Here is a 19244-nt window from a genome sequence, read left to right as displayed (position 1 = left end):
ACAAGCCTTTGCCGCTGAAAGCGGGCGGGGCGGCTTTCCGGAAGCAGAAAGGTATGTCGAATTGCGTACACCCGGCCAGGTTGCCCGCCGTCTTTTCATATGCGCCGCACTTGCGGCCTTGCTGGCGGGCGGACCGCTTGCTGGCGCACAGGCCACGCCCGGGGCTATCGAGCTTTCCACAAAGCCGCTGCTCTGGAACCCCGACGACCGGGCGGAGACCCAAGCCGGCAAGCTGACCTGGGCGGGCGGCATCGCGATAACCTCGCCGCTCAAGGAGTTCGGCGGCTGGTCCGGCCTCGCCGTCAGCGGCGACGGCACGACATTGCTTTCCGTTTCCGATGAAGGCCGCTGGTTCAGCGCGATGCTTCTATACGATGAGCGCGGGCGGCTGTCGGGTATGGCGGAGGGGCGGATCGCGCCCATGCTCGGCCTCGACGGAGAACCTCTGGCCGGAAAGGCGCTGGGCGACGCCGAAAGCCTCGTGCTCGATGTGGGCCCCGGCGATCCGCTGATCGGCGATGCCTATGTCGGCTTCGAGCGGGCTCATCGCATCTGGCGCTACGATCTCGCCAATGAAGGCTTCGCCGCGCGGCCCGAACAATTGCTGACGCAACGGCATTTCGGCCGCCTCAATCCGAATGGCGGCATCGAATCTCTCGAACTCCTGCCTCCCTCGGCGCCGGACCGGGCGCCGCGCATTCTGGCAATCACGGAAGATTCGCTCGATCCGCGCGGCCACATAAAGGCTTTCATCGCGGATGGCAGAAAGATTTCCCGCTTCGCTGTGAAGCAGCGCGAACCCTACAAGCCGACCGACGCGGCGCTTCTGCCGAACGGCGACCTGCTGCTGCTGGAGCGCCGCTTCTCGATGCTCGCGGGCGTGGGCATGCAGTTGCGGCTGATACGCGGCGAGGACATCAAGGAGGATGCCGTGGTCGATGGCGAGGTGCTGATCGATGTCGGCCAGCGCTATTCGATCGACAATATGGAAGGGCTCGCCGTCCGCGAAGACGGGAACGGCGATTTGCTCCTCTACATGATATCGGACGACAACTTCAATCCGCTGCAGCGGACCTTGCTGCTCATGTTCCGGCTGAAGGCGGAGACGCCGAAACTCGCACCGGCAGAGGGAACGCTTACGCTCCCCCAAAGCCCGGCAAAGGACGGATCGTCCGGCGCAGTATCGCCGTCGGCAGGAGCTGCGCCAGCGCCCAACTGAAATGGATGAGACTTTCGACGGCGAGCCGCGCACCGAGCTCGCTGTCCCAGACGAGCGCCGGGCGCGTATTGAAGACAATGGCGAACACCACGCCGCCGGCGAGAGCCGCGAAGAAGGGCGCCTTCCACCAAGGGATGCCGCGCAGCCAGTCGAAGAAGAGAATGTTCACAAGCTGCGCCACGGCCATCGCGCCGACAAACGAGGCCGCGACGGCATAAGGCGCGATCGCTTCCTGAAAGTCGCCGATCAGCCCCTCGCGAAGCGCCCAGAAAAGCGCGCCGCCGAGAGCCAGCCAGGCGAGGAGGGCGGCGGTGAGCGCGAGTGCCGCGCCGTAGCGCCGGCTGGTCAGGTTCAGGATGAAGAACACGACGGGCAGAACGAGAAAGCCCCAGTTCGCCCAATCGGAAGGATCCAGAATCGGATCTATTTCGGAGAGAATGGCGAGTTCCGGCACACGCATGTCGCGCAAGCAGAATGAAAGCGCGAAAGCGGCGCAAAGCGCGATAACGGGCAGGATCAGCCGGACAATCGACGTCACGACACGGGATATAAAGCCCGCACGTCTGACCGGTATCCGGTCGACACCCCTATCAAGCATGATACGCCCCCGACAAAAACTCCACGCAGCTTAGCGGCGCGCCTTCAGGCTCGAAAGCCCGCGGATCGCATTTTTACAAATGGGGTAAATAATCCGCACAAAGAAAAAGGCGGCCCGAAAGACCGCCTTTCCAATCCGTTCCGCAGAAAAGAGCCTCAGGCAGCGACGGCCTGAACCTTTTCGATCGCCCGCTTCAGCTTCAGCGCGCGCGAGGAAAGCTGCGCATCCGACGCCTTGAGCAGGAAGGGATCAAGCCCGCCATTATGCTCGACCGAACGGAGCGCATGGGCCGAGACGCGGAGGCTGAACTGACGGCCAAGGGCGTCGCTGATCAGCGTCACCTGGCACAGGTTCGGCAGGAACCGGCGGCGCGTCTTGCGGTTCGCATGGCTCACATTGTTGCCGGACATCACGGCCTTGCCGGAGAGTTCGCAACGGCGGGACATAGGGACTTCCTTTATAAAATCGGTGGGGCCGCCGCAGTCTCCCGCGCAGCCCTGACAGGCGGGCACGTATAAAAGGCCCATGAGGGCACGTCAAGGGCCGATAAGGGCCCGTCAGGCCCCTTTTTGCCCGCCGACGACAAGGTCGAGGAGCCGCCGCGCGGCTGCCGTCGGGGTGGTCAGGCCTTCGGCCACCTCGCGCTCCAGTTCGGGGAGGAGTTTGGCGGCCTTCGGATCGGCCTTCAGGGCCCCGAGCAGGCCCTCGCGGATCTCCGTCCACATCCAGGCGCGCGCCTGGGCCGCCCGGAGCCGGGTAAGCTCTCCCGCGCCGGAAAGCGCCTCATGATGGCTCTGGGCCGCTTCCCAGACCTCGGAGAGCCCCTCCCCCTTCAGCGCGGAGGCAAGCAGCACATGCGGCTGCCAGGCGGCACTTTTCGGCCGCATCAGATGGAGAGCGGTCTTGTATTCCATTTGCGCGCGGCGGGCGGCTGGAATGAGGTCGCCATCGGCCTTGTTGACGACGATGAGATCGGCAAGCTCCATAATGCCGCGTTTGATGCCCTGCAGCTCGTCGCCGCCGCCGGGCGACAGCAGGAGCACAAACATATCGACCATATCGGCCACCGCCGTCTCCGACTGGCCGACGCCCACCGTCTCAATCATGATCACGTCATAACCGGCGGCTTCCGTGAGAAGCATCGCCTCGCGCGTGCGCCGTGCCACGCCGCCCAGTGTGCCGCCGGAGGGCGAGGGCCGGATAAAGGCGTTGGGATCGCGCGCCAGAAGCTCCATGCGGGTCTTGTCGCCGAGAATCGAACCGCCCGTGCGGGCGGATGAGGGGTCGATTGCAAGTACGGCGACCTTGTGCCCCCTGCCCGTCAGAAACTGGCCGAAAGCCTCGGTAAATGTCGATTTGCCAACGCCGGGCGCGCCCGACAGGCCAAGCCGGATGGCCTTGCCCGTCTCCGGCAGAAGCTCGGCAAGCAATGCCTGGGCAACTTTCTGATGGTCGGGCCGGGAGGACTCCACCAGCGTGATGCCGCGCGCAAGCGCCGTCCTGACGCCCGCGCGAATGCCCTGCGCAAGCGCACCGGCATCCGGTGTGGCGCGATTGAAGGCACGGCGCTCTGCCAGCTTTTTCTCTGTTCCGCTCATCCTACCAGTTGCATACTTGGGCTTATTGGCCTCGTCCAGCCCCGTGCAACCGGAGCCGTTCGGTTCAGATTCAGATTGCGCATCTCAAGATGGAGCGGATTTGGCCCTGCGGAGAAGGAGAGGCGATCCTTGACCGTAACCCGATATGCATCCGGGAGAAAACGACACATCCCGCCAGGAAGGCCGCCATTTCTCGGCGCGGCGCTTGCGCTCGTCTGCGGCATGGTAGCGATTGCCTCCGGCACCGCCGCACCGGCCCCCGCCGCACAAACAGGCCCCGTGCCGGATATCCGCGCCGATTACACGGTCTATGTCGGTGGCTTGATGTTCGCGGAAGGCTCGATGCATGCCACCCTGACCGACAGCGCCTATCTGCTGCGGAATTCGCTCGGCTCTGCCGGCCTGCCGAGCCGCGTCTGGGACGCGCGATGGACCATGACGAGCGAAGGGCGGATTGCGGACGACAAGCTTCAGCCCACACGCTTCACCTTCAGCGCGACGGAAAAGAGCGAAACCAAACGGAGGCTGATGGTCTATGACGCAAGCGGCACGCCCGAGCTGACCTTCGATCCACCGCTGCCGCCGGAGGAGGCCACGACGACCCAGCCCTTCGAAAGAAAAAACACTCTCGATCCGGTCAGTGCTTTCCTGCTTCCCGTTATTGCCGACGGAAATCCGTGCGACCGGAAAATTCCTGTCTTCGATGGCAAGAGGCGCTACGACCTTCAGCTTGTCTTCGACAAGAACGATACCGTCACCACGCGTGATAACGGCTATAGCGGCGAAGCGGTGCGCTGCAAGGTCCGCGTCACGCCACGCGCCGGAATGGAACCGACGAGGTTCACGACAATGATGCGAAGGCGCGACGATACATTGATATGGCTCGCCCGCGTCGATGGCAGGAATATCTATATGCCCGTCCGCGTCCAGCTCAGGACGCCGATCGGAGGAGCGGTTCTCGATGTCGTGAAGCTGCAGCAATATGCGACAGCGGAAGGACCTTCCGAAAACATCGCGGAATAAGCGTTATTTTTCGTTTCCGCCGGAACCGCCGATATGTCCCCGCACTTCTGTATGGAGAGCGCGCAAACGCTGGACGAGATCATCCTCCGGCGAAGTACCCGCGGTTTCGATCTCCTGCAACAACCCTTCCAGCCGCGTTGCAAGCATGCCGTAATAGGCGTTCTGCCTCTCATCCTGGTTCGTCGTCCGGCTATCGACGGCCTCGACCAGGCGGCGCTTTGTGCGCGCCAAACCTTCTTCGGTGCTCATGGCACCTCCGCGGATCTCGCATATGTGAATCTTTTGCGGCAGCCGCGTGTTTCCGGTGTTCCCGATCCGGAAGGGCACAGCTTGCCTGGCAAAGCCCATGGGCGGCAGTTCGGAGATCGTTGAGCGCCGCGTGCAATGCCAACCCGAATCTTTGTCCGGGGTGTGGGGCGCTGAATAATCATGCGTGCAAGCGGTTGCAATAAAAAACGGGCCAAGTGCGCATTTGACGCACACAAAGCCCGTTTTTTAGGCAAAAATCTCGCCGCTATATTTTCCGGCAGATCAGGCCGCCTGCTGCCTTTTTTCGCGGATCAGCGCCAGAATTTCGCGCGCGGCAACCGGAATATTGGTCCCCGGGCCGAAGATAGCCGAGGCGCCTGCCTTTTTAAGAAAGTCGTAATCCTGCTGCGGGATGACACCGCCGCAAATGATGAGGATGTCGTCCGCGCCTTCATCTTTCAGTGCCTTGGCAAGCGCCGGCACCAATGTCTTGTGCCCGGCCGCAAGGCTCGAGATCCCGATGACATGGACGTCGTTTTCGATGGCGTCACGAGCGGCTTCCTCCGGCGTCTGGAACAGCGGCCCGACATCGACGTCGAAGCCGAGATCCGCGAACGCCGTGGCGATAACCTTGGCACCGCGATCATGTCCGTCCTGCCCCATCTTCACGACGAGCATGCGAGGCCGCCTTCCTTCCGCTTCCGCGAACGCATCGATTTCCTTTGAAATCTGCATGAAGCCCTCATCACCTTCATAGGCCTGCGCGTAAACGCCCGAAATCGACTTTATCTCCGCGCGGTGGCGTCCGAAAACCTCTTCCATCGCATCCGAAATCTCGCCGACCGTTGCGCGCGCGCGCGCCGCATCGACCGCAAGCGCCAGAAGATTTCCGTTGCCGCGCGCACCCTCCGTAAGCGCCGCGAGCGCCGCCTTGCATTTGGCTTCATCGCGCGTGGCGCGCACATGCTTCAGCCTCGCGACCTGGGAAGCAAGAACCTTCGCATTGTCGATGTCGAGGATCTCGATCGGATCCTCCTTCGCCGGGCGATACTTGTTAACGCCGACAATGACTTCCTCGCCCTTGTCCACTTTCGCCTGCCGCCGTGCCGCCGCTTCCTCGATCTTGAGCTTCGGCATGCCGGTTCCAACGGCCTTCGTCATACCGCCGAGCTCTTCCACTTCCTCGATGAGCTTCCAAGCTTCGGTGGCAATGGCATGCGTCAGGCTCTCGATGTAATAGGAGCCGCCCAGCGGATCGATCACATTGGTGATGCCGGTTTCATGCTGCAGGACGAGCTGCGTGTTGCGCGCGATACGGGCGGAGAAATCGGTCGGCAGCGCAATCGCTTCATCAAGCGCATTGGTGTGGAGCGACTGTGTGCCGCCCAGCACCGCGGCCATGGCTTCAACGGTCGTGCGGATGACGTTGTTGTATGGGTCCTGTTCGGTAAGCGACACGCCCGAAGTCTGGCAATGCGTGCGCAGCATGGAGGATTTCACATCTTTCGGATTGAACTCGGCCATGATCCGCGCCCAGAGAAAACGCGCCGCCCGCAGCTTCGCGATTTCCATGAAGAAGTTCATGCCGATGGCGAAGAAAAACGAAAGACGCGGTGCGAAATCATCGACATCGAGTCCGGCGGCGAGCGCCGCCCGCACATATTCGCGTCCGTCGGCAAGCGTGAAAGCAAGCTCCTGCACCTGCGTCGCTCCCGCTTCCTGCATGTGATAGCCGGAAATCGAGATCGTGTTGAACCTGGGCATATGCTTCGAGCAAAAGCCGATAATGTCCGCGATGATCCGCATCGAAGGCTCGGGCGGATAGATATAGGTGTTGCGGACCATGAACTCCTTCAGAATGTCGTTCTGAATGGTGCCGGACAGTTCCTCCGGCTTCACGCCCTGCTCTTCGGCCGCCACGACATAATTGGCGAGGATCGGTATCACTGCACCGTTCATCGTCATCGAGACCGACATCTCGTTGAGCGGTATCTGATCGAAAAGGATTTTCATATCCTCGACGCTGTCGATCGCAACGCCCGCCTTGCCGACATCGCCGATAACGCGCGGATGATCGCTGTCATAGCCTCGATGCGTCGCCAGATCGAAGGCGACGGAAAGCCCCTTCTGCCCCGCAGCCAGATTGCGCCGATAGAAAGCGTTGGACTCTTCCGCTGTCGAGAAGCCCGCATATTGGCGAATGGTCCAGGGCCTGCCTGCATACATCGTCGCCTGAGGGCCGCGCGTATAGGGGGCAAGACCCGGAAGCGAGTTCGTGTCATAGCCCTCGCCGGCAATCCGCTCGAGATCTTCCGCCGTGTAGAGCGGTTTGACATCGATGCCCTCGGGCGTGTGCCAGACAAGCGATTCCACACCCGCACCTTTGGTCTGCTTGGCGACCTGTGCTTCCCAGTCCTTGAGCGTCTTCTTGTCAGCCATCTCGTCTCTAACTCGCGGAAGTTTGCCGGAAATTCTGTTGCCGCCATCATAACATAGCGGTGCCTCCGGCCCCAAAACGCGCGGAGTATCCGGGAACGGCGCAGCCCGGTCAAACCACCCGGAGGGAGGGTGGCAGAAGACAGGTTTTCCGCTGCGTCAGTTCGCGCCGGTCTGGCCGCCGCCCTGCCGATGCCTTAGGGTAAGCCCGCTCCGCGCAAATGGGGCCGCGCGGAACGCAGCTGCGAATGCAATCGAGAGAATGGGGAAATGCCTGTGAACAGAGTTCGTCTCACGTCGCCCGCCGGCGCGATCATCATGCTGTGCTTCGCCGCCTTTGCGATTTCCGCCTGTGGCGGCGGCGGAGCCTCCCGCAAGCGCGACGCGGATGGCAATATCGTCCCCACCCTTGCGGAGCAGGACCCGACGGGAACCCTTTACGCCGGTTCGATCGGGAAAGCCGCGCGGGGCGAATGCGACGAGCGCACGCTCGATGTGCTGACCTGCTTTGCCTATCGGGGTCATGGGTACGAAGGCGCACAGACCGCGCTGGGCCAATGCCTGATTGCAACCGGCGACCGCGCAGAAGGTCTCGAATGGGTGCGCCGGGCCGCAAATACAGGCTGGCCGGACGCCCAGAAATTGATGGCGATGTTGCTGATCGACGATGCCGCCCCGGAGCAGGATGTGGTGCAGGCCGCCAAATGGGCGAAGCTGTATGGGCGCAATCCGTCCCTTCTATCCCTGGGTGTCGTGCCGGACCGGTCTGTCGCAGAAGCGATGGCAGGCAAAATCAGCCCGGAACAGATGGCGCTGGCGGATGGGCAGGTGCAGGCATGGCGGCCTGTTTACTGGACGCCGAATACCGCCATTGATGAGTCCATCAAAAAAAGCTGCCAGGTCGAAGGCCGCCGCCCCGCGCCGCGACGCCAGGACATACCGATCATGACGGCGCCGCTCTCGAACTGACACATCCAGGAAGGTTAACGCCACGAGAAAGCCTCCGCCCCCGCAGGGCGGAGGCTTTCTGCTTTCCGGCAACGCAATTCAGGGAAACTTTACCTCCCTCGGATAAACCCGACAGATGGTGGGTTCTAATCTTGGGGGAGGAGACCCCACAGAGATGCCCGGTGCGAGCATCCATAAAGATCGAAGCGCGGAGCACTGGCCCAGTCAGCCGGAGATTCCGCTCGCCGGCACTTCCGAAGACGGACTCTTATCTCCTTCGCGGTCTCAGGATATTCGTCTCGAGCTCTACCGCACCATCATGCGCGCCTACCGGACGCTGCCGGTTTTTTTCCCCACCGTCGCGATGGCGCTCGCCTTTACGTTCAATACCACCTATCCCGAGATGCTGGTCGCGGCATGGTGGTTCGTCCTCCTCGCCGTCCATGTTGAATATGCATTCTTCCAGCGCCGCTTTTTTGCGGAGGACAGTGCCGCTATCGACGTCGATGCCTGGATAAAGGCGACCGCGATCCGCTACTGGATCATGAATGTCGTCTGGCTTGGCCTGCTCCCCCTTTTCTGGCACCCGGGATCGGACGTACAGAACCTTGCCATACTGATGGTTTTCGTCGTGCATGTCGTGATGGCGTCACAGACGGCCTTCCATCTTGTGCCGATCTTTGTCTCCGTCACTCTGCCGCTGATAGCGGTCGTCATCGCGGTAAGCATCTGCACCCTTGAAGCGGCTTATATGGCAATCGGGTTCGGTTGCATCCCGACATATCTCTACCTCGCGCGGATCGCACAACAGCAACGGGCCGCGGCCTACGAGACCTTCAACCTGCGCTTCCGCAATGCGGACCTCATCCGCGACATCGGCAAGGCACGCGACCTGTCGGAAGAGGCGAGGCTGCGGGCGGAAGAAGCAAACGCCCAGCTTCAGCGCCGGGAGCATCATTTTCGCGCGCTGGTCGAAAATGCATTCGACGTCGTTCTCGTGACGGATGAACAGGCGATCATCCGGTACGCTTCTCCCGCAGCAGAAAAAATCGGCCTCTCCATCGACGCCCTTATCGGCATGAACAGCCTCGACTTCCTGACGAAGGAACAGAAAGAAGAGCTTCTGAAAGACGTCGCGCCGGGAAATGGCGCGTCCAGAGTGCTGACTTATGAACTATTGGTCCCCCGTCAGGACGATCGAAGCATATGGATCGAAGCAACGCTTACCAACCTGCTCCACGATGAAAACGTGCGCGGCTATGTCGTAAATCTACGCGATATAACCGAGCGTAAACGCGCCGAGACGGAACAGCGCAGCCAGTTTGGCGTGCTCCGTGCGCTTGCAACCGGCGTGGAGCTCGGCGAGGTCATGTCCCGGCTTGCGCTGGGTTCGGAAGAAGCGCATCCGGGTGCCCGGGCGGCGGTCTTCCTGCTGGACGCGAAAGAAGACTTGATCACTTGCGCCGCGCCGCACCTTCCCGCCGATTTTCCCGAATGGGTGGGGGGCTTCTGGCAAAGCCAGAAAGACCACGACTTCGGCAGAATGGCGCTCGCAGGACATAAGATCGTCGCGACGGACCTGCAGGAAGAACACCATGGTGAATCCATATCGAGCTATATGCGCGGGGCGGGCATCAGCACGGTCTGGTTCAAGCCCATCCTGTCGCGAAGCGGCAAGGTCATCGGCGCCTTCGCCATGTATTTCGCGGAGGCGCGAACGCCCGGCAAATGGGAAGAAGATTATGTAATGGGCGCTGCTCACCTTGCCAGCATCGCCATCGAACGCCGTCGCGCGGAAGAAGGTCTGCGGCAGGCGACGGAAACGGCGGAAATGGCAAACCGCGCGAAAACAAAATTCCTTGCGAACATGAGCCATGAGCTGCGCACGCCGCTCAACGCCATTATCGGCTTTTCCGAAATCATGAGTCAGGAAATGTTCGGCCCGCTCGGCAGCGACCGCTACCGGGAATATACGAACGACATCCATGGCAGTGGCCGCCATCTTCTCAACGTCATCGACGATATCCTCGATATTTCCAAGATCGAGGCCGGCCGCTACGTCCTTGAGGAAGACGAGATCGACATGGCGCATGTGCTCAAGTGGTCGGTCGAGATGATGCGCGCGCGCACGCTCGAGAAACGCCAGAACGTGAATCTGCACTTGCCCGAGGCCATACCGAATGTGCGGGCGGATCAGCGCGCCATGCGCCAGATCATGCTGAACCTTCTTTCCAATGCGTCGAAGTTTACGCCCGCTGAAGGTCGCATCGATCTGAACGTCAGCAGGAATGACGCCGGCGATCTCATGGTTTCAGTTGCGGATAGCGGCATCGGCATTCCCCGCAACAAGCTTGACGAAGTGCTGGAACCCTTCGGGCAAGTCGACGACACAAGCGCACGTCAGCACGGCGGCACCGGCCTCGGCCTTCCGATTACCAAGTCGCTCATCGAAATGCATGGCGGCAGCTTCACCCTCGAAAGCACTCTCGGCGCAGGCACCACGGCAACGATGATATTCCCGGCGCATCGGCTTCTTTCGCTTGAGGGCAAAAGCAAAACCGCCGCGCATTGAGCGCGGCGGTTTCATTTTCGGGAGCCGGCTTATTCGGCCGCTTTTTTCTGCCGCTCGCTCGCGCCGATGAATCCAAAGAGATGCCCACCAACCTTGCGCATCTGAATCTCTTCCGATCCTTCGGTAATGCGGTAGCGGCGGTGGTGCCTGTAGATGTGCTCGAACGGCTTGTGCCGGGAATAACCCATGCCGCCATGGACCTGTATGGCCAGGTCCGCCGCCTGGCAGACGAGACGGTTCGCGCGGTAGTTGCACATTGAAACCTTGTCGGAGAGATGACGGGCGACATCCTTCTTCGACATCTGGTCCATTTGCCATGCGGTCTTGTAGACGAGATTGCGGATCATCTCGCATTCGGTATGAGCTTCGATGAGCGGAAACTGGATTGCCTGATTGGCCGCCAGCGGCTTGCCGAATGGCTTGCGCTGCTTGGCGTATTTCACGCTCTCATTGATGCAGAATTGCGCTGCGCCAACACCCGACGCCGCCTGCCGGATCCGGTTTTCATGCACAAAATGTTGAGCAAGCTCGAGCCCGCGTTCCGGATCGCCAAGGATTGCATCTTCCGGCACCCAGACATTGGTGAAAGAGACGCGCGGATGGTCTGTGGGCATGTTGAAGGTCCACAGATATTCCTCGATCTTCACGCCCGGCGTATCCGTCGGCACGATGAAGCAGGTGATGCCGAGCGGGTCGCCATCCTGTCCGCTGGTCCGCGCGAACACGAAGTCATGCGTCGCCACGTGCATGCCGGTGTTCCACATCTTCATGCCGTTGATGACCCAGCCATCCTTGCCGTCGCGCTTTTCGCGGCGGCCTCTGGTTTCCATCCAGGTCGCATCGGAACCGTGTTCCGGTTCGGTAAGCCCGAAGGCAACGCGGACGGAACCGTCAAGCGATCCCGGAATGAAGACCTTCCGCTGCTCTTCGGTGCCGAAATCGCGGAACATCAGGACGGTGGGAAAATTACCCACGATGGAGGTTTCGTTCTGCAAATCGTTGAACAGGCCGAGCCCCTTGGCGGCAAGGTGCTCGCGGATGACGGCCATGCCGAGATTCGTGCCGTCCTTCCCGCCATATTCCTTTGGCAGCGCATAGCGCAGATGGCCTGCCTTGTCGGCCAGCTTCCGCATCTCGCCCAGAAGCGCCTCCCAGTCGTGGCGCGGCAACCCCTGATTGTCCCAATCGGTGCGCGCATGTTCGCGGCGATGATCGAAGAAACGATCATTGTCATCGCGCGACTGCAGCGGCTTGATTTCCTTCTCGATGAAGTCGTCGAGAACCTTGAGATAGTCGGTAACGTCTTTTGGGATCGTGAAATCCATACCTGGCTCCTCCCTCATACACTGGGCTCTTTCGGCCCGTGCGGTGCGATTTCGATGTCGATGCGGAACACTATAGACCCCGGTCCATTATACTAAAGAGCAGCGGACGGGCGCCCGGACAAAGACCCGCCGCGACGTTGCGGAAGGGCTCGTTAAAAATTTCTGTTAACGTTTTGTCTGCCTAAATCATTGTCGCAGCACAAGATTTAGCCGTGAACGAAGCCGGAAGATCGCTCGGTCACCGATTCGGACCCGGTTCGTTCGCTCAATGGTCCAATCGTTAATCGCATACCGGTTAACGGCGTCCCGGCACTTGCGCCGGTCCTTTTTTACGCGGAAGGTGCGGGTGAAAACATGAGTACCGCGTCCCTCCAGACTGTCATCGGCCGCGCACGCGACGGCCTAGCCGAACGCCGCCGCGTAACCGCGGTGCTTGGCCCCACGAACACCGGGAAGACTCATCTCGCCATCGAACGAATGATGGCGCACCGGACCGGCATGATCGGCCTGCCATTGCGCCTGCTCGCGCGCGAGGTCTATGACCGCGTCGTCAAGGCAAAGGGTGCCCGGGAGGTCGCGCTCATTACCGGCGAGGAAAAGATACTCCCCCCCACCGCGCGCTATTACGTTTGCACCGTCGAGGCGATGCCGCTCGATCTCGAGGTCGACTTTCTGGCAATCGACGAAATCCAGCTCGCGGCCGACCGCGAGCGCGGCCACACATTTACCGACCGGCTGCTCCGCGCCCGCGGTCATTCCGAAACGATGATGCTCGGCTCGGAAACCGTGAGAGGACTGATCCAGAAGCTTCTTCCCGATACGCTGTTCATCAGCCGCCCGCGTTTTTCCGAGCTGTCCTGGACGGGCTCGAAGAAGATCACACGATTGCCCCGCCGGTCGGCCATCGTGGCTTTCTCCGCGGATCAGGTTTATGCAATTGCCGAACTTATCCGCCGTCAGCGGGGCGGCGCTGCCGTCGTCATGGGTGCATTGAGCCCCCGCACCCGCAACGCGCAGGTTGCGCTCTATCAATCGGGCGATGTCGATTTCCTCGTAGCCACCGACGCCATCGGCATGGGCTTGAACATGGATGTCGACCACGTGGCCTTCGCGTCGACGGAAAAATTCGACGGGCGCCTGCACCGGCCGCTGCATGTCGCCGAACTGGCCCAGATCGCCGGGCGCGCGGGCCGCCACATGAACAACGGCACTTTCGGCGTGACGGGCGAGGCTGGACCGCTATCCGACGAAATCGTTTCACGGATCGAAAACCATCAGTTCGAACCGGAGCGAGTATTTCAGTGGCGAAATCCGCACCTGGAATTTGGCAGCGTCGCGGCTCTGATGCGCAGCCTCGAAATGCCGCCAGGAAGACCGGGGCTGGCGCGCGCCCCGATAGCCAACGATCTGGAGGCACTGACGCGCATGAGCCGCGATCAGGATGTTCAGAATCTGGCCCGCTCGCCCGCCGCCATCCGCCGCCTGTGGGAGGTTGCGCAGGTCCCGGACTTCCGGAAGACGCTGGCAAGCGAACATGCGACCCTTCTGACGCGGCTCTATCTTTTCCTTATGGAACCCGGGGGCGGAACCGAAGCGCGCATCCCGGACGACTGGCTCGACCGTCAGATGAAAACGCTGGAGCGCACCGATGGCGACATCGACATGCTTTCGGCCCGCCTCGCTCACATCCGGACTTGGACCTATGTGGCGAACCGCGCCGATTGGCTGCACAATCCTGTGCATTGGCAGGAGCGCACGCGTACGATAGAGGATAGGCTGTCTGACGCTCTGCACGAGCGATTGACGCAGCGGTTCATCGACCGGCGCACAAGCGTATTGATGAAACGGCTGCGCCAGAACGAGGATCTTATGGCGGCAGTGAACGGTGACGGCGAAGTATTGGTAGAAGGCGAGTATGTAGGACGCCTTCAGGGATTTGTATTCGTGCCCGATCCACGGGCCGAGGGAGAACAGGGCCGTGTGCTGCGCGCTGCGGCAAATCAGGCACTGACGGGCGAAATCGCCGACCGGGCACAAAGGCTGACGGTTGCGCCGGATGCCGAAATCACCCTTTCCGAGCATGGCCGCATCCTCTGGGCCGGCCATCCAGTCGCCGAACTGAAAAGCGGGGATGCGCCCCTTGCACCGCGCGTAGAACTTGTCGCGGGCGAAGAACTGAACGGTCCCGCCCGGGAAAGCGTGCAGACGCGCCTGGAAGCCTGGCTCAAGATGCATATAACCAACGTGCTGGCGCCGCTGGTCTCGCTGCGCGACGCCACCGATGTGGAAGGCCTCGCACGTGGCATCGCATTCCGCCTCGTTGAGAACCTTGGCTCTGTGAAGCGCGATCAGGTGGCGGAGGATGTCCGTCTGCTGGACCAGGCCGCGCGCGGCCAGCTGCGCAAGCATGGGGTTCGCTTCGGCGCTTATTCCGTATTCATGCCCGCCCTGCTGAAGCCGGCGCCGGCGCGATTGCTTCTGACGCTGTGGTCCCTGACGCGCAAGGATCTGGACGATCCCTTCTCGGGGCTTCCCCCTTCGCCGGCGCCCGGCCTTACCTCGGTGCCTGCCGACACGGCAGCGCCGCAAGGCTTCTACGAAGCTCTCGGCTTTCGCGTCTGCGGCACCCGCGCCGTCCGCCTCGACATGCTGGAACGTGTTGCCGACATCATTCGCCCCGTCATAGCCGCTCGCAGCTTCAATGGCGGCTTTGTCGTGACGCCCGACATGATGTCGCTCGTAGGCTGTTCCGGCGAAGAATTCGCCGGTTTGCTGCGCGGGCTCGGCTATCGCTCGCAGCTTGAAAAGATAACGCCCCCTGCCCCTCCGGCGCATCCGTCACAGGAGCCGGAAGCGGTTCCCGGGGATCAGGCTTCCGCAGGCACTGTCTCCACGGTTAATGAGACGGCTGCCGCGGCTGAAACGCCCGAACAAGCGGCTGAGTCACAAGAACAGGAAACGGCTCCTTCCCCCGAAGCCGAAGAGATGAAACCGTCCGAAGCCAGCCCCGCTGCCGCGGCGGCCGATAGCTCAGCGGAAGCCGCGCCCCTCGAAGCGGAGGCTCCTGCCGAGCCCTCCGCCACTGCCGAACCGGTGGAAATGGAAATCTGGCGGCCGGCGCGCCGGAAAAGTGGCGGCAGGCCAAAAGAGGATCAGAGGAAGCCGAGGCGCGACAAGCAGAAGCCGGAACATCGAAACGAGCACCGAGGCAAGCCGTCCCGCCGTGAGGGCCGCCAGGAACAGCGCCCGGAAGCGCCGCGCAAGCCGCGTGAGCGGGAACGCCAGCCAGACCCGGATTCGCCCTTCGCAGCCCTTGCTGTTCTCAAAGAACGCGCCCGCGGCAACTGATTGCCATGGACGACCCGGCAGGGCAGCCCGGACAACGCATCGACCGCTGGCTCTGGTATGCGCGGTTTCTGAAAAGCCGCTCACTCGCCGCAACGCTTGTGCAGTCGGGGCGGCTGCGGCTGAGCGGACAGCGAATCTCAAAGGCAAGCCGTCTGGTTCGAGCGGGGGATATTCTTACTTTCCCTCTCGGACCCCATATCAGGGTTATAAAAATCCTTCATTTGGGGACACGGCGCGGCCCGGCGCCGGAGGCAGCCCTTCTATATGAGGATCTTGATCCTCCTTCCCCTCTGCCCCCAAAAGCCGACCGTGAAACGGCGGCGGAAAGTCGCCCGGCCGGAACCGGAAGGCCGACGAAGAAGGAAGGTCGGCGAACGGCCACGCTGAAAAGTGGAAGGTAATTTACATTTTATTGTGTAGTTGAATACGTCTTCCGCATCCGGTAGGTGAAATACCCATGCTTGGAACGCTAAAATCTTTTCTGCTCGGCGCCACAACCGAAAGCGAAGCGCCAGGACCGGACGATCTGCAGATCGCGGTGGTGGCACTGTTGATCCGCGCCGCCACGTCTGACGCGAATTTCGGCGACGAGGAGCGCGCTGCGATCCGGCGGATATCCGCCGATTCTTTCGGCCTCCCGCCCGAGGAAGTTACGGAACTGATTGCGGCTGCAGAGGGAGAAGAAGCGGAGACGCTCGATCTTCATCGCTGGACGCAGGCGATCAAGGCCTCTTATAGCGAGGAAGACCGCGTCGGATTGATCGAAAAGATGTGGGAAGTGGTCTATGCGGATGGCGTGCTGGACGATTACGAAGCCAATTTGTTGCGGCGCGTCGCGGGGTTGATATACGTTCCCGACCGCACATGCGGGCAGGCGCGCCAGCGTGTCATGGCGCGGCTGGGGATAGCGCCAAAGCAGTGACAGAATAAGGGGCAAGTCCCCGAGAGATGCCGGCGTTCAGCCCGCCGTGCAATGGAGAGTGCGATGACCTATATCGTGACCGATGCCTGCATCCGCTGCAAATATATGGATTGCGTGGAGGTCTGCCCCGTCGACTGCTTTTACGAGGGCGAGAACATGCTGGTCATCCATCCCGACGAATGCATCGATTGCGGCGTCTGCGAGCCTGAATGCCCGGCGGAAGCGATCAAACCCGACACCGAGCCGGGCCTTGAAAAATGGCTGGAACTCAACACTGAATACGCCAGTAAATGGCCGAATATCACCATAAAGCGCGATCCGCCGGCTGATGCTGACGATTGGCAGGGCGTAAGCGGCAAATTTGAAGAACACTTCAGCGCGGAGCCTGGCGAGGGCGACTGAGCCCGGCAAAAGGCGCAGGAATCTGCGAAGAACGCCGCCTATCCTACTGTGTTAACTATCCTTTTGCGGCCCTGCCTTCCAAAGCGGGGTATTCTGTGCTATATATATCGCATTGAGAATTCCTGCGAACGCGGAGCTTGGTCCGAGACGTGTTGCTCATCTGAACTGTGTAGCCGGTGTTCCACGTGTCGTTTGCCTTTTGATAACGAACCGCTTTCCGGCAGTCATTCAACATGGCGAATTGGTTTAATCGGACCCCGATGGGAACCCTCGTATTTCACGGCTGAACGTCAGAACCGGAACAGGGTTTCGGCTCGGAATCTTCGTCGGGCAGAGCACCGGCCTGGAAATCGTTCGCGGAAGCAGAAAATACGGTCGGCAAGGAAGACAAGGCGTCTTCCAACCGGCCTTCAGGAATGAGAAAGGCTGGGTAAAGGAAAGACGATGGCGAGCACAAAGAAGAAAGCACCCAAGTCCAAACCCGCGCCTGCGAAGTCCAAAGCGGCGGTAAAGCCCGTTAAAGTTCGCGCCAAGGCGGCGAGCGCCAAGACCAACGCGACCAAGAAATCGGCGCCTGCAAAGGCAAAGGCTGCGGCAAAGCCCGCCGCCAAGGCGAAGGCAGCCACGAAGCCCGCAAAGGCGAAAGCGGCTCCGAAGACAGCTGCCAAGCCGGCCGCGAAAGCCGCCCCCGCGAAACCCGCAAAGGCAAAGGCTGCGCCCGCAAAACCGGCTGCAAAGAAAAAGGCGACCGCGAAAAAGCCGGAACTGAAGGCTCCGCCGCCGAAAGCTGCCGGAACGAAGCCCACCAATGCCGCGAGCAAATTGATGGCGGCGGCGAAAAGCCGCGCGGAGAAGGCACGGACGGAAGAAACGGCGGCCGCCAAGGAATTGGCGGCAAAGCAGGCTGCGACTGAAGCTGCCGCGAAAGCGAAAGCCGAAGCAACGAAACCCGCCGCCCCGCGCGCAAATTTCAAGGCGAAGGAATTCGTCGTTTACCCCGCTCACGGCGTCGGCCAGATCCTCGATATCGAGGAACAGGAAGTCGCCGGCCACAAGCTGGAACTTTTCGTCATCAACTTCGACAAGGAGAAGATGACGTTGCGCGTCCCCACCAACAAGGCCGGGGCCGTCGGCATGCGCAAGCTTTCCGACGCAGGCGTGGTCGACTCCGCGATTGAAACCTTGCGTGGCCGCGCCCGCATCAAGCGCACCATGTGGAGCCGCCGTGCACAGGAATACGAGGCCAAGATCAACTCCGGCGATCTGATTTCGATCGCGGAAGTGGTCCGGGACCTCTACCGCTCGGAGCGGCAACCGGAACAGTCTTATTCCGAACGTCAGCTCTATGAAGCCGCCCTTGACCGGATGGCGCGCGAAGTGGCCGCCGTCGAGCGGATCGGCGAGGACGCCGCGATCGAGCGAGTCGAGCAGGCTTTGCAGGGAGCCGCAAAGACGGACAAGGCGCCAAAATCGGATGAGGCGAGCGAAGCCGCCTGAGCGAAGTTCCATCGAAGATTGACTGAAAGGCCCGGCTTACCCGCCGGGCCTTTTTCTTTTCGCACCCCGACAAGCCGCTGGAAACCCGCCGTTTGTGGAACCTATTCGCCGGCTCTGGAGTTGATGAGGAAACCTCTGTGGGGCGTAGCTAAGCCGGCCGGAGCATGACGCGTCCCCCGCACATGATACCGAGGAGCAGGTGGTAAAGATGGCCCACATGGACACCCCTGAAACGCAGCGCGCCAATCGCCGCTATATGAAGCAGGCAATGACGGTGCCTCTTCTGGACGAGCAGCATGAGTTCGACCTCGCGCGCCGCTGGAAAGACCACGGCGATGAACAAGCACTTCACGAGCTCACCTGCGCCTATATGCGCCTGGTGATTTCGCTCGCCACGCGCTTCCGCAACTACGGCCTGCCTTATGGTGACCTGATTCAGGAAGGCAATGTCGGACTGATGCAAGCGGCCGCGCGCTTCGAACCGGAACGGGGGGTGCGCTTTTCGACTTATGCCAGCTGGTGGATTCGTGCAGCCATCCAGGACTACATCCTTCGTAACTGGTCGATTGTGCGTACCGGTACGACGGCGGCACACAAATCTCTCTTTTTCAATCTGCGCCGGCTGCGCGCCCTCATTGCCAACGGAACACGTCAGAACCTCACCGAGGATGACCGCATCTTCATCGCGAAACGGCTGGGCGTCGGCGCCTCGGACGTCGCCACGATCGATGCTCGCCTCATGACGGGCGACCGCTCGCTCAATGCGACGGTGAGCGACAGCACTTCTTCCGAGAACCTCACCGAGTGGCAGGACCTTCTACCTTGTGAGCGGCCGCTGCCGGAAGAGGAGGTCATGGAGAACCATGACAGCAAACAGCGCTCGCGCTGGATCGAAGGAGCGCTTGAAAGCCTGAACGAACGCGAACTCACGATCATTCGTGAGCGCCGCTTGCGCGACGACGTGGCAACGCTCGAAACGCTCGGTGTCCGCCTCGGGATTTCCAAGGAGCGCGTTCGTCAGATCGAACACATGGCACTCAAGAAGCTACGCACGGCACTTCTTGACAAGGTCCCCGATCCCGAAGCCGCCGGCCTTCTTGCATAAAC

At 61.3% G+C, this 19244-nt stretch carries 17 protein-coding genes; 10 read left to right on the top strand and 7 right to left on the bottom strand.

Annotation, left to right across the window (positions count from 1 at the left end):
- Window positions 1-61: 61 nt before the first annotated feature.
- Entirely contained in the window at window positions 62-1219 is a 1158-nt protein-coding gene (locus PLAV_RS08645; protein WP_012110619.1) for an esterase-like activity of phytase family protein, read from the top strand.
- Here the strand turns inward: PLAV_RS08645 and PLAV_RS08640 are convergent.
- From PLAV_RS08640 to meaB, 3 genes are all read right to left on the bottom strand, one after another.
- A complete protein-coding gene (locus PLAV_RS08640; RefSeq protein WP_012110618.1) occupies window positions 1137-1817 on the bottom strand; it encodes a hypothetical protein in 681 nt (226 codons plus the stop codon). The two genes, PLAV_RS08645 and PLAV_RS08640, sit on opposite strands and share 83 nt — an antisense overlap.
- 155 nt (window positions 1818-1972) lie before the next feature.
- Complete coding sequence (gene rpmB / locus PLAV_RS08635; RefSeq protein WP_012110617.1) at window positions 1973-2263, bottom strand: 50S ribosomal protein L28; 291 nt, start codon at window positions 2261-2263, stop codon at window positions 1973-1975.
- 111 nt (window positions 2264-2374) lie between these two features.
- Window positions 2375-3415 (bottom strand): methylmalonyl Co-A mutase-associated GTPase MeaB, encoded by a 1041-nt coding sequence (meaB, locus tag PLAV_RS08630; RefSeq protein ID WP_012110616.1) that lies wholly within the window; start codon window positions 3413-3415, stop codon window positions 2375-2377.
- Window positions 3416-3544: 129 nt separating this feature from the next.
- On the opposite strand from meaB, the gene PLAV_RS18880 reads away from it, so the two are divergent.
- Window positions 3545-4438, top strand: a complete 894-nt coding sequence (locus tag PLAV_RS18880) for a DUF3108 domain-containing protein (protein WP_012110615.1) — start codon at window positions 3545-3547, stop codon at window positions 4436-4438.
- 3 nt (window positions 4439-4441) lie between these two features.
- Here the strand turns inward: PLAV_RS18880 and PLAV_RS08620 are convergent, their stop codons facing one another.
- Complete coding sequence (locus PLAV_RS08620) at window positions 4442-4687, bottom strand: hypothetical protein (protein ID WP_143710192.1); 246 nt, start codon at window positions 4685-4687, stop codon at window positions 4442-4444.
- 282 nt (window positions 4688-4969) lie between these two features.
- On the bottom strand, window positions 4970-7126 hold the full coding sequence (gene scpA / locus PLAV_RS08615; protein WP_012110613.1) for a methylmalonyl-CoA mutase: 2157 nt from the start codon (window positions 7124-7126) through the stop codon (window positions 4970-4972).
- A gap of 267 nt (window positions 7127-7393) precedes the next feature.
- Here scpA and PLAV_RS08610 point away from each other — a divergent pair, with 267 nt between their 5' ends.
- A complete protein-coding gene (locus tag PLAV_RS08610) occupies window positions 7394-8092 on the top strand; it encodes an SEL1-like repeat protein (RefSeq protein ID WP_041535917.1) in 699 nt (232 codons plus the stop codon).
- 154 nt (window positions 8093-8246) lie between these two features.
- Window positions 8247-10643, top strand: a complete 2397-nt coding sequence (locus PLAV_RS18875) for an ATP-binding protein (RefSeq protein ID WP_012110611.1) — start codon at window positions 8247-8249, stop codon at window positions 10641-10643.
- 29 nt (window positions 10644-10672) lie between these two features.
- Here the strand turns inward: PLAV_RS18875 and PLAV_RS08600 are convergent, their stop codons facing one another.
- The gene (locus PLAV_RS08600) at window positions 10673-11968 is read right to left on the bottom strand and encodes an acyl-CoA dehydrogenase family protein (protein ID WP_012110610.1); all 1296 of its coding nucleotides are present in this window, start codon (window positions 11966-11968) and stop codon (window positions 10673-10675) included.
- 354 nt (window positions 11969-12322) lie between these two features.
- Here PLAV_RS08600 and PLAV_RS08595 point away from each other — a divergent pair, with 354 nt between their 5' ends.
- The 4 genes from PLAV_RS08595 to fdxA all read left to right on the top strand — a co-directional run bounded on the left by PLAV_RS08595 (window position 12323) and on the right by fdxA (window position 16640).
- Window positions 12323-15316, top strand: a complete 2994-nt coding sequence (locus tag PLAV_RS08595; RefSeq protein WP_012110608.1) for a helicase-related protein — start codon at window positions 12323-12325, stop codon at window positions 15314-15316.
- 5 nt (window positions 15317-15321) lie between these two features.
- Window positions 15322-15717, top strand: a complete 396-nt coding sequence (locus PLAV_RS19310; RefSeq protein WP_012110607.1) for an RNA-binding S4 domain-containing protein — start codon at window positions 15322-15324, stop codon at window positions 15715-15717.
- A gap of 56 nt (window positions 15718-15773) precedes the next feature.
- Window positions 15774-16238, top strand: coding sequence for a tellurite resistance TerB family protein (locus PLAV_RS08590; RefSeq protein WP_012110606.1), 465 nt, complete (start codon window positions 15774-15776; stop codon window positions 16236-16238).
- A 63-nt stretch (window positions 16239-16301) separates the two neighbouring features.
- Window positions 16302-16640 (top strand): ferredoxin FdxA, encoded by a 339-nt coding sequence (gene fdxA / locus PLAV_RS08585; RefSeq protein WP_012110605.1) that lies wholly within the window; start codon window positions 16302-16304, stop codon window positions 16638-16640.
- A gap of 410 nt (window positions 16641-17050) precedes the next feature.
- Here the strand turns inward: fdxA and PLAV_RS19875 are convergent, their stop codons facing one another.
- Window positions 17051-17461 (bottom strand): hypothetical protein, encoded by a 411-nt coding sequence (locus tag PLAV_RS19875; protein ID WP_245545255.1) that lies wholly within the window; start codon window positions 17459-17461, stop codon window positions 17051-17053.
- Window positions 17462-17465: 4 nt separating this feature from the next.
- Between PLAV_RS19875 and PLAV_RS19870 the strand changes: the two genes are divergently transcribed.
- Window positions 17466-18137 (top strand): CarD family transcriptional regulator, encoded by a 672-nt coding sequence (locus PLAV_RS19870; protein WP_245545253.1) that lies wholly within the window; start codon window positions 17466-17468, stop codon window positions 18135-18137.
- A gap of 208 nt (window positions 18138-18345) precedes the next feature.
- Complete coding sequence (locus PLAV_RS08575; protein WP_012110603.1) at window positions 18346-19242, top strand: RNA polymerase factor sigma-32; 897 nt, start codon at window positions 18346-18348, stop codon at window positions 19240-19242.
- Window positions 19243-19244 lie beyond the last annotated feature (2 nt).

Source organism: Parvibaculum lavamentivorans DS-1 (assembly GCF_000017565.1).
GTDB lineage: Bacteria > Pseudomonadota > Alphaproteobacteria > Parvibaculales > Parvibaculaceae > Parvibaculum > Parvibaculum lavamentivorans.
Note: the sequence above shows the minus strand (reverse complement) of the source record. Positions and strands in the feature narration are given on the sequence as shown.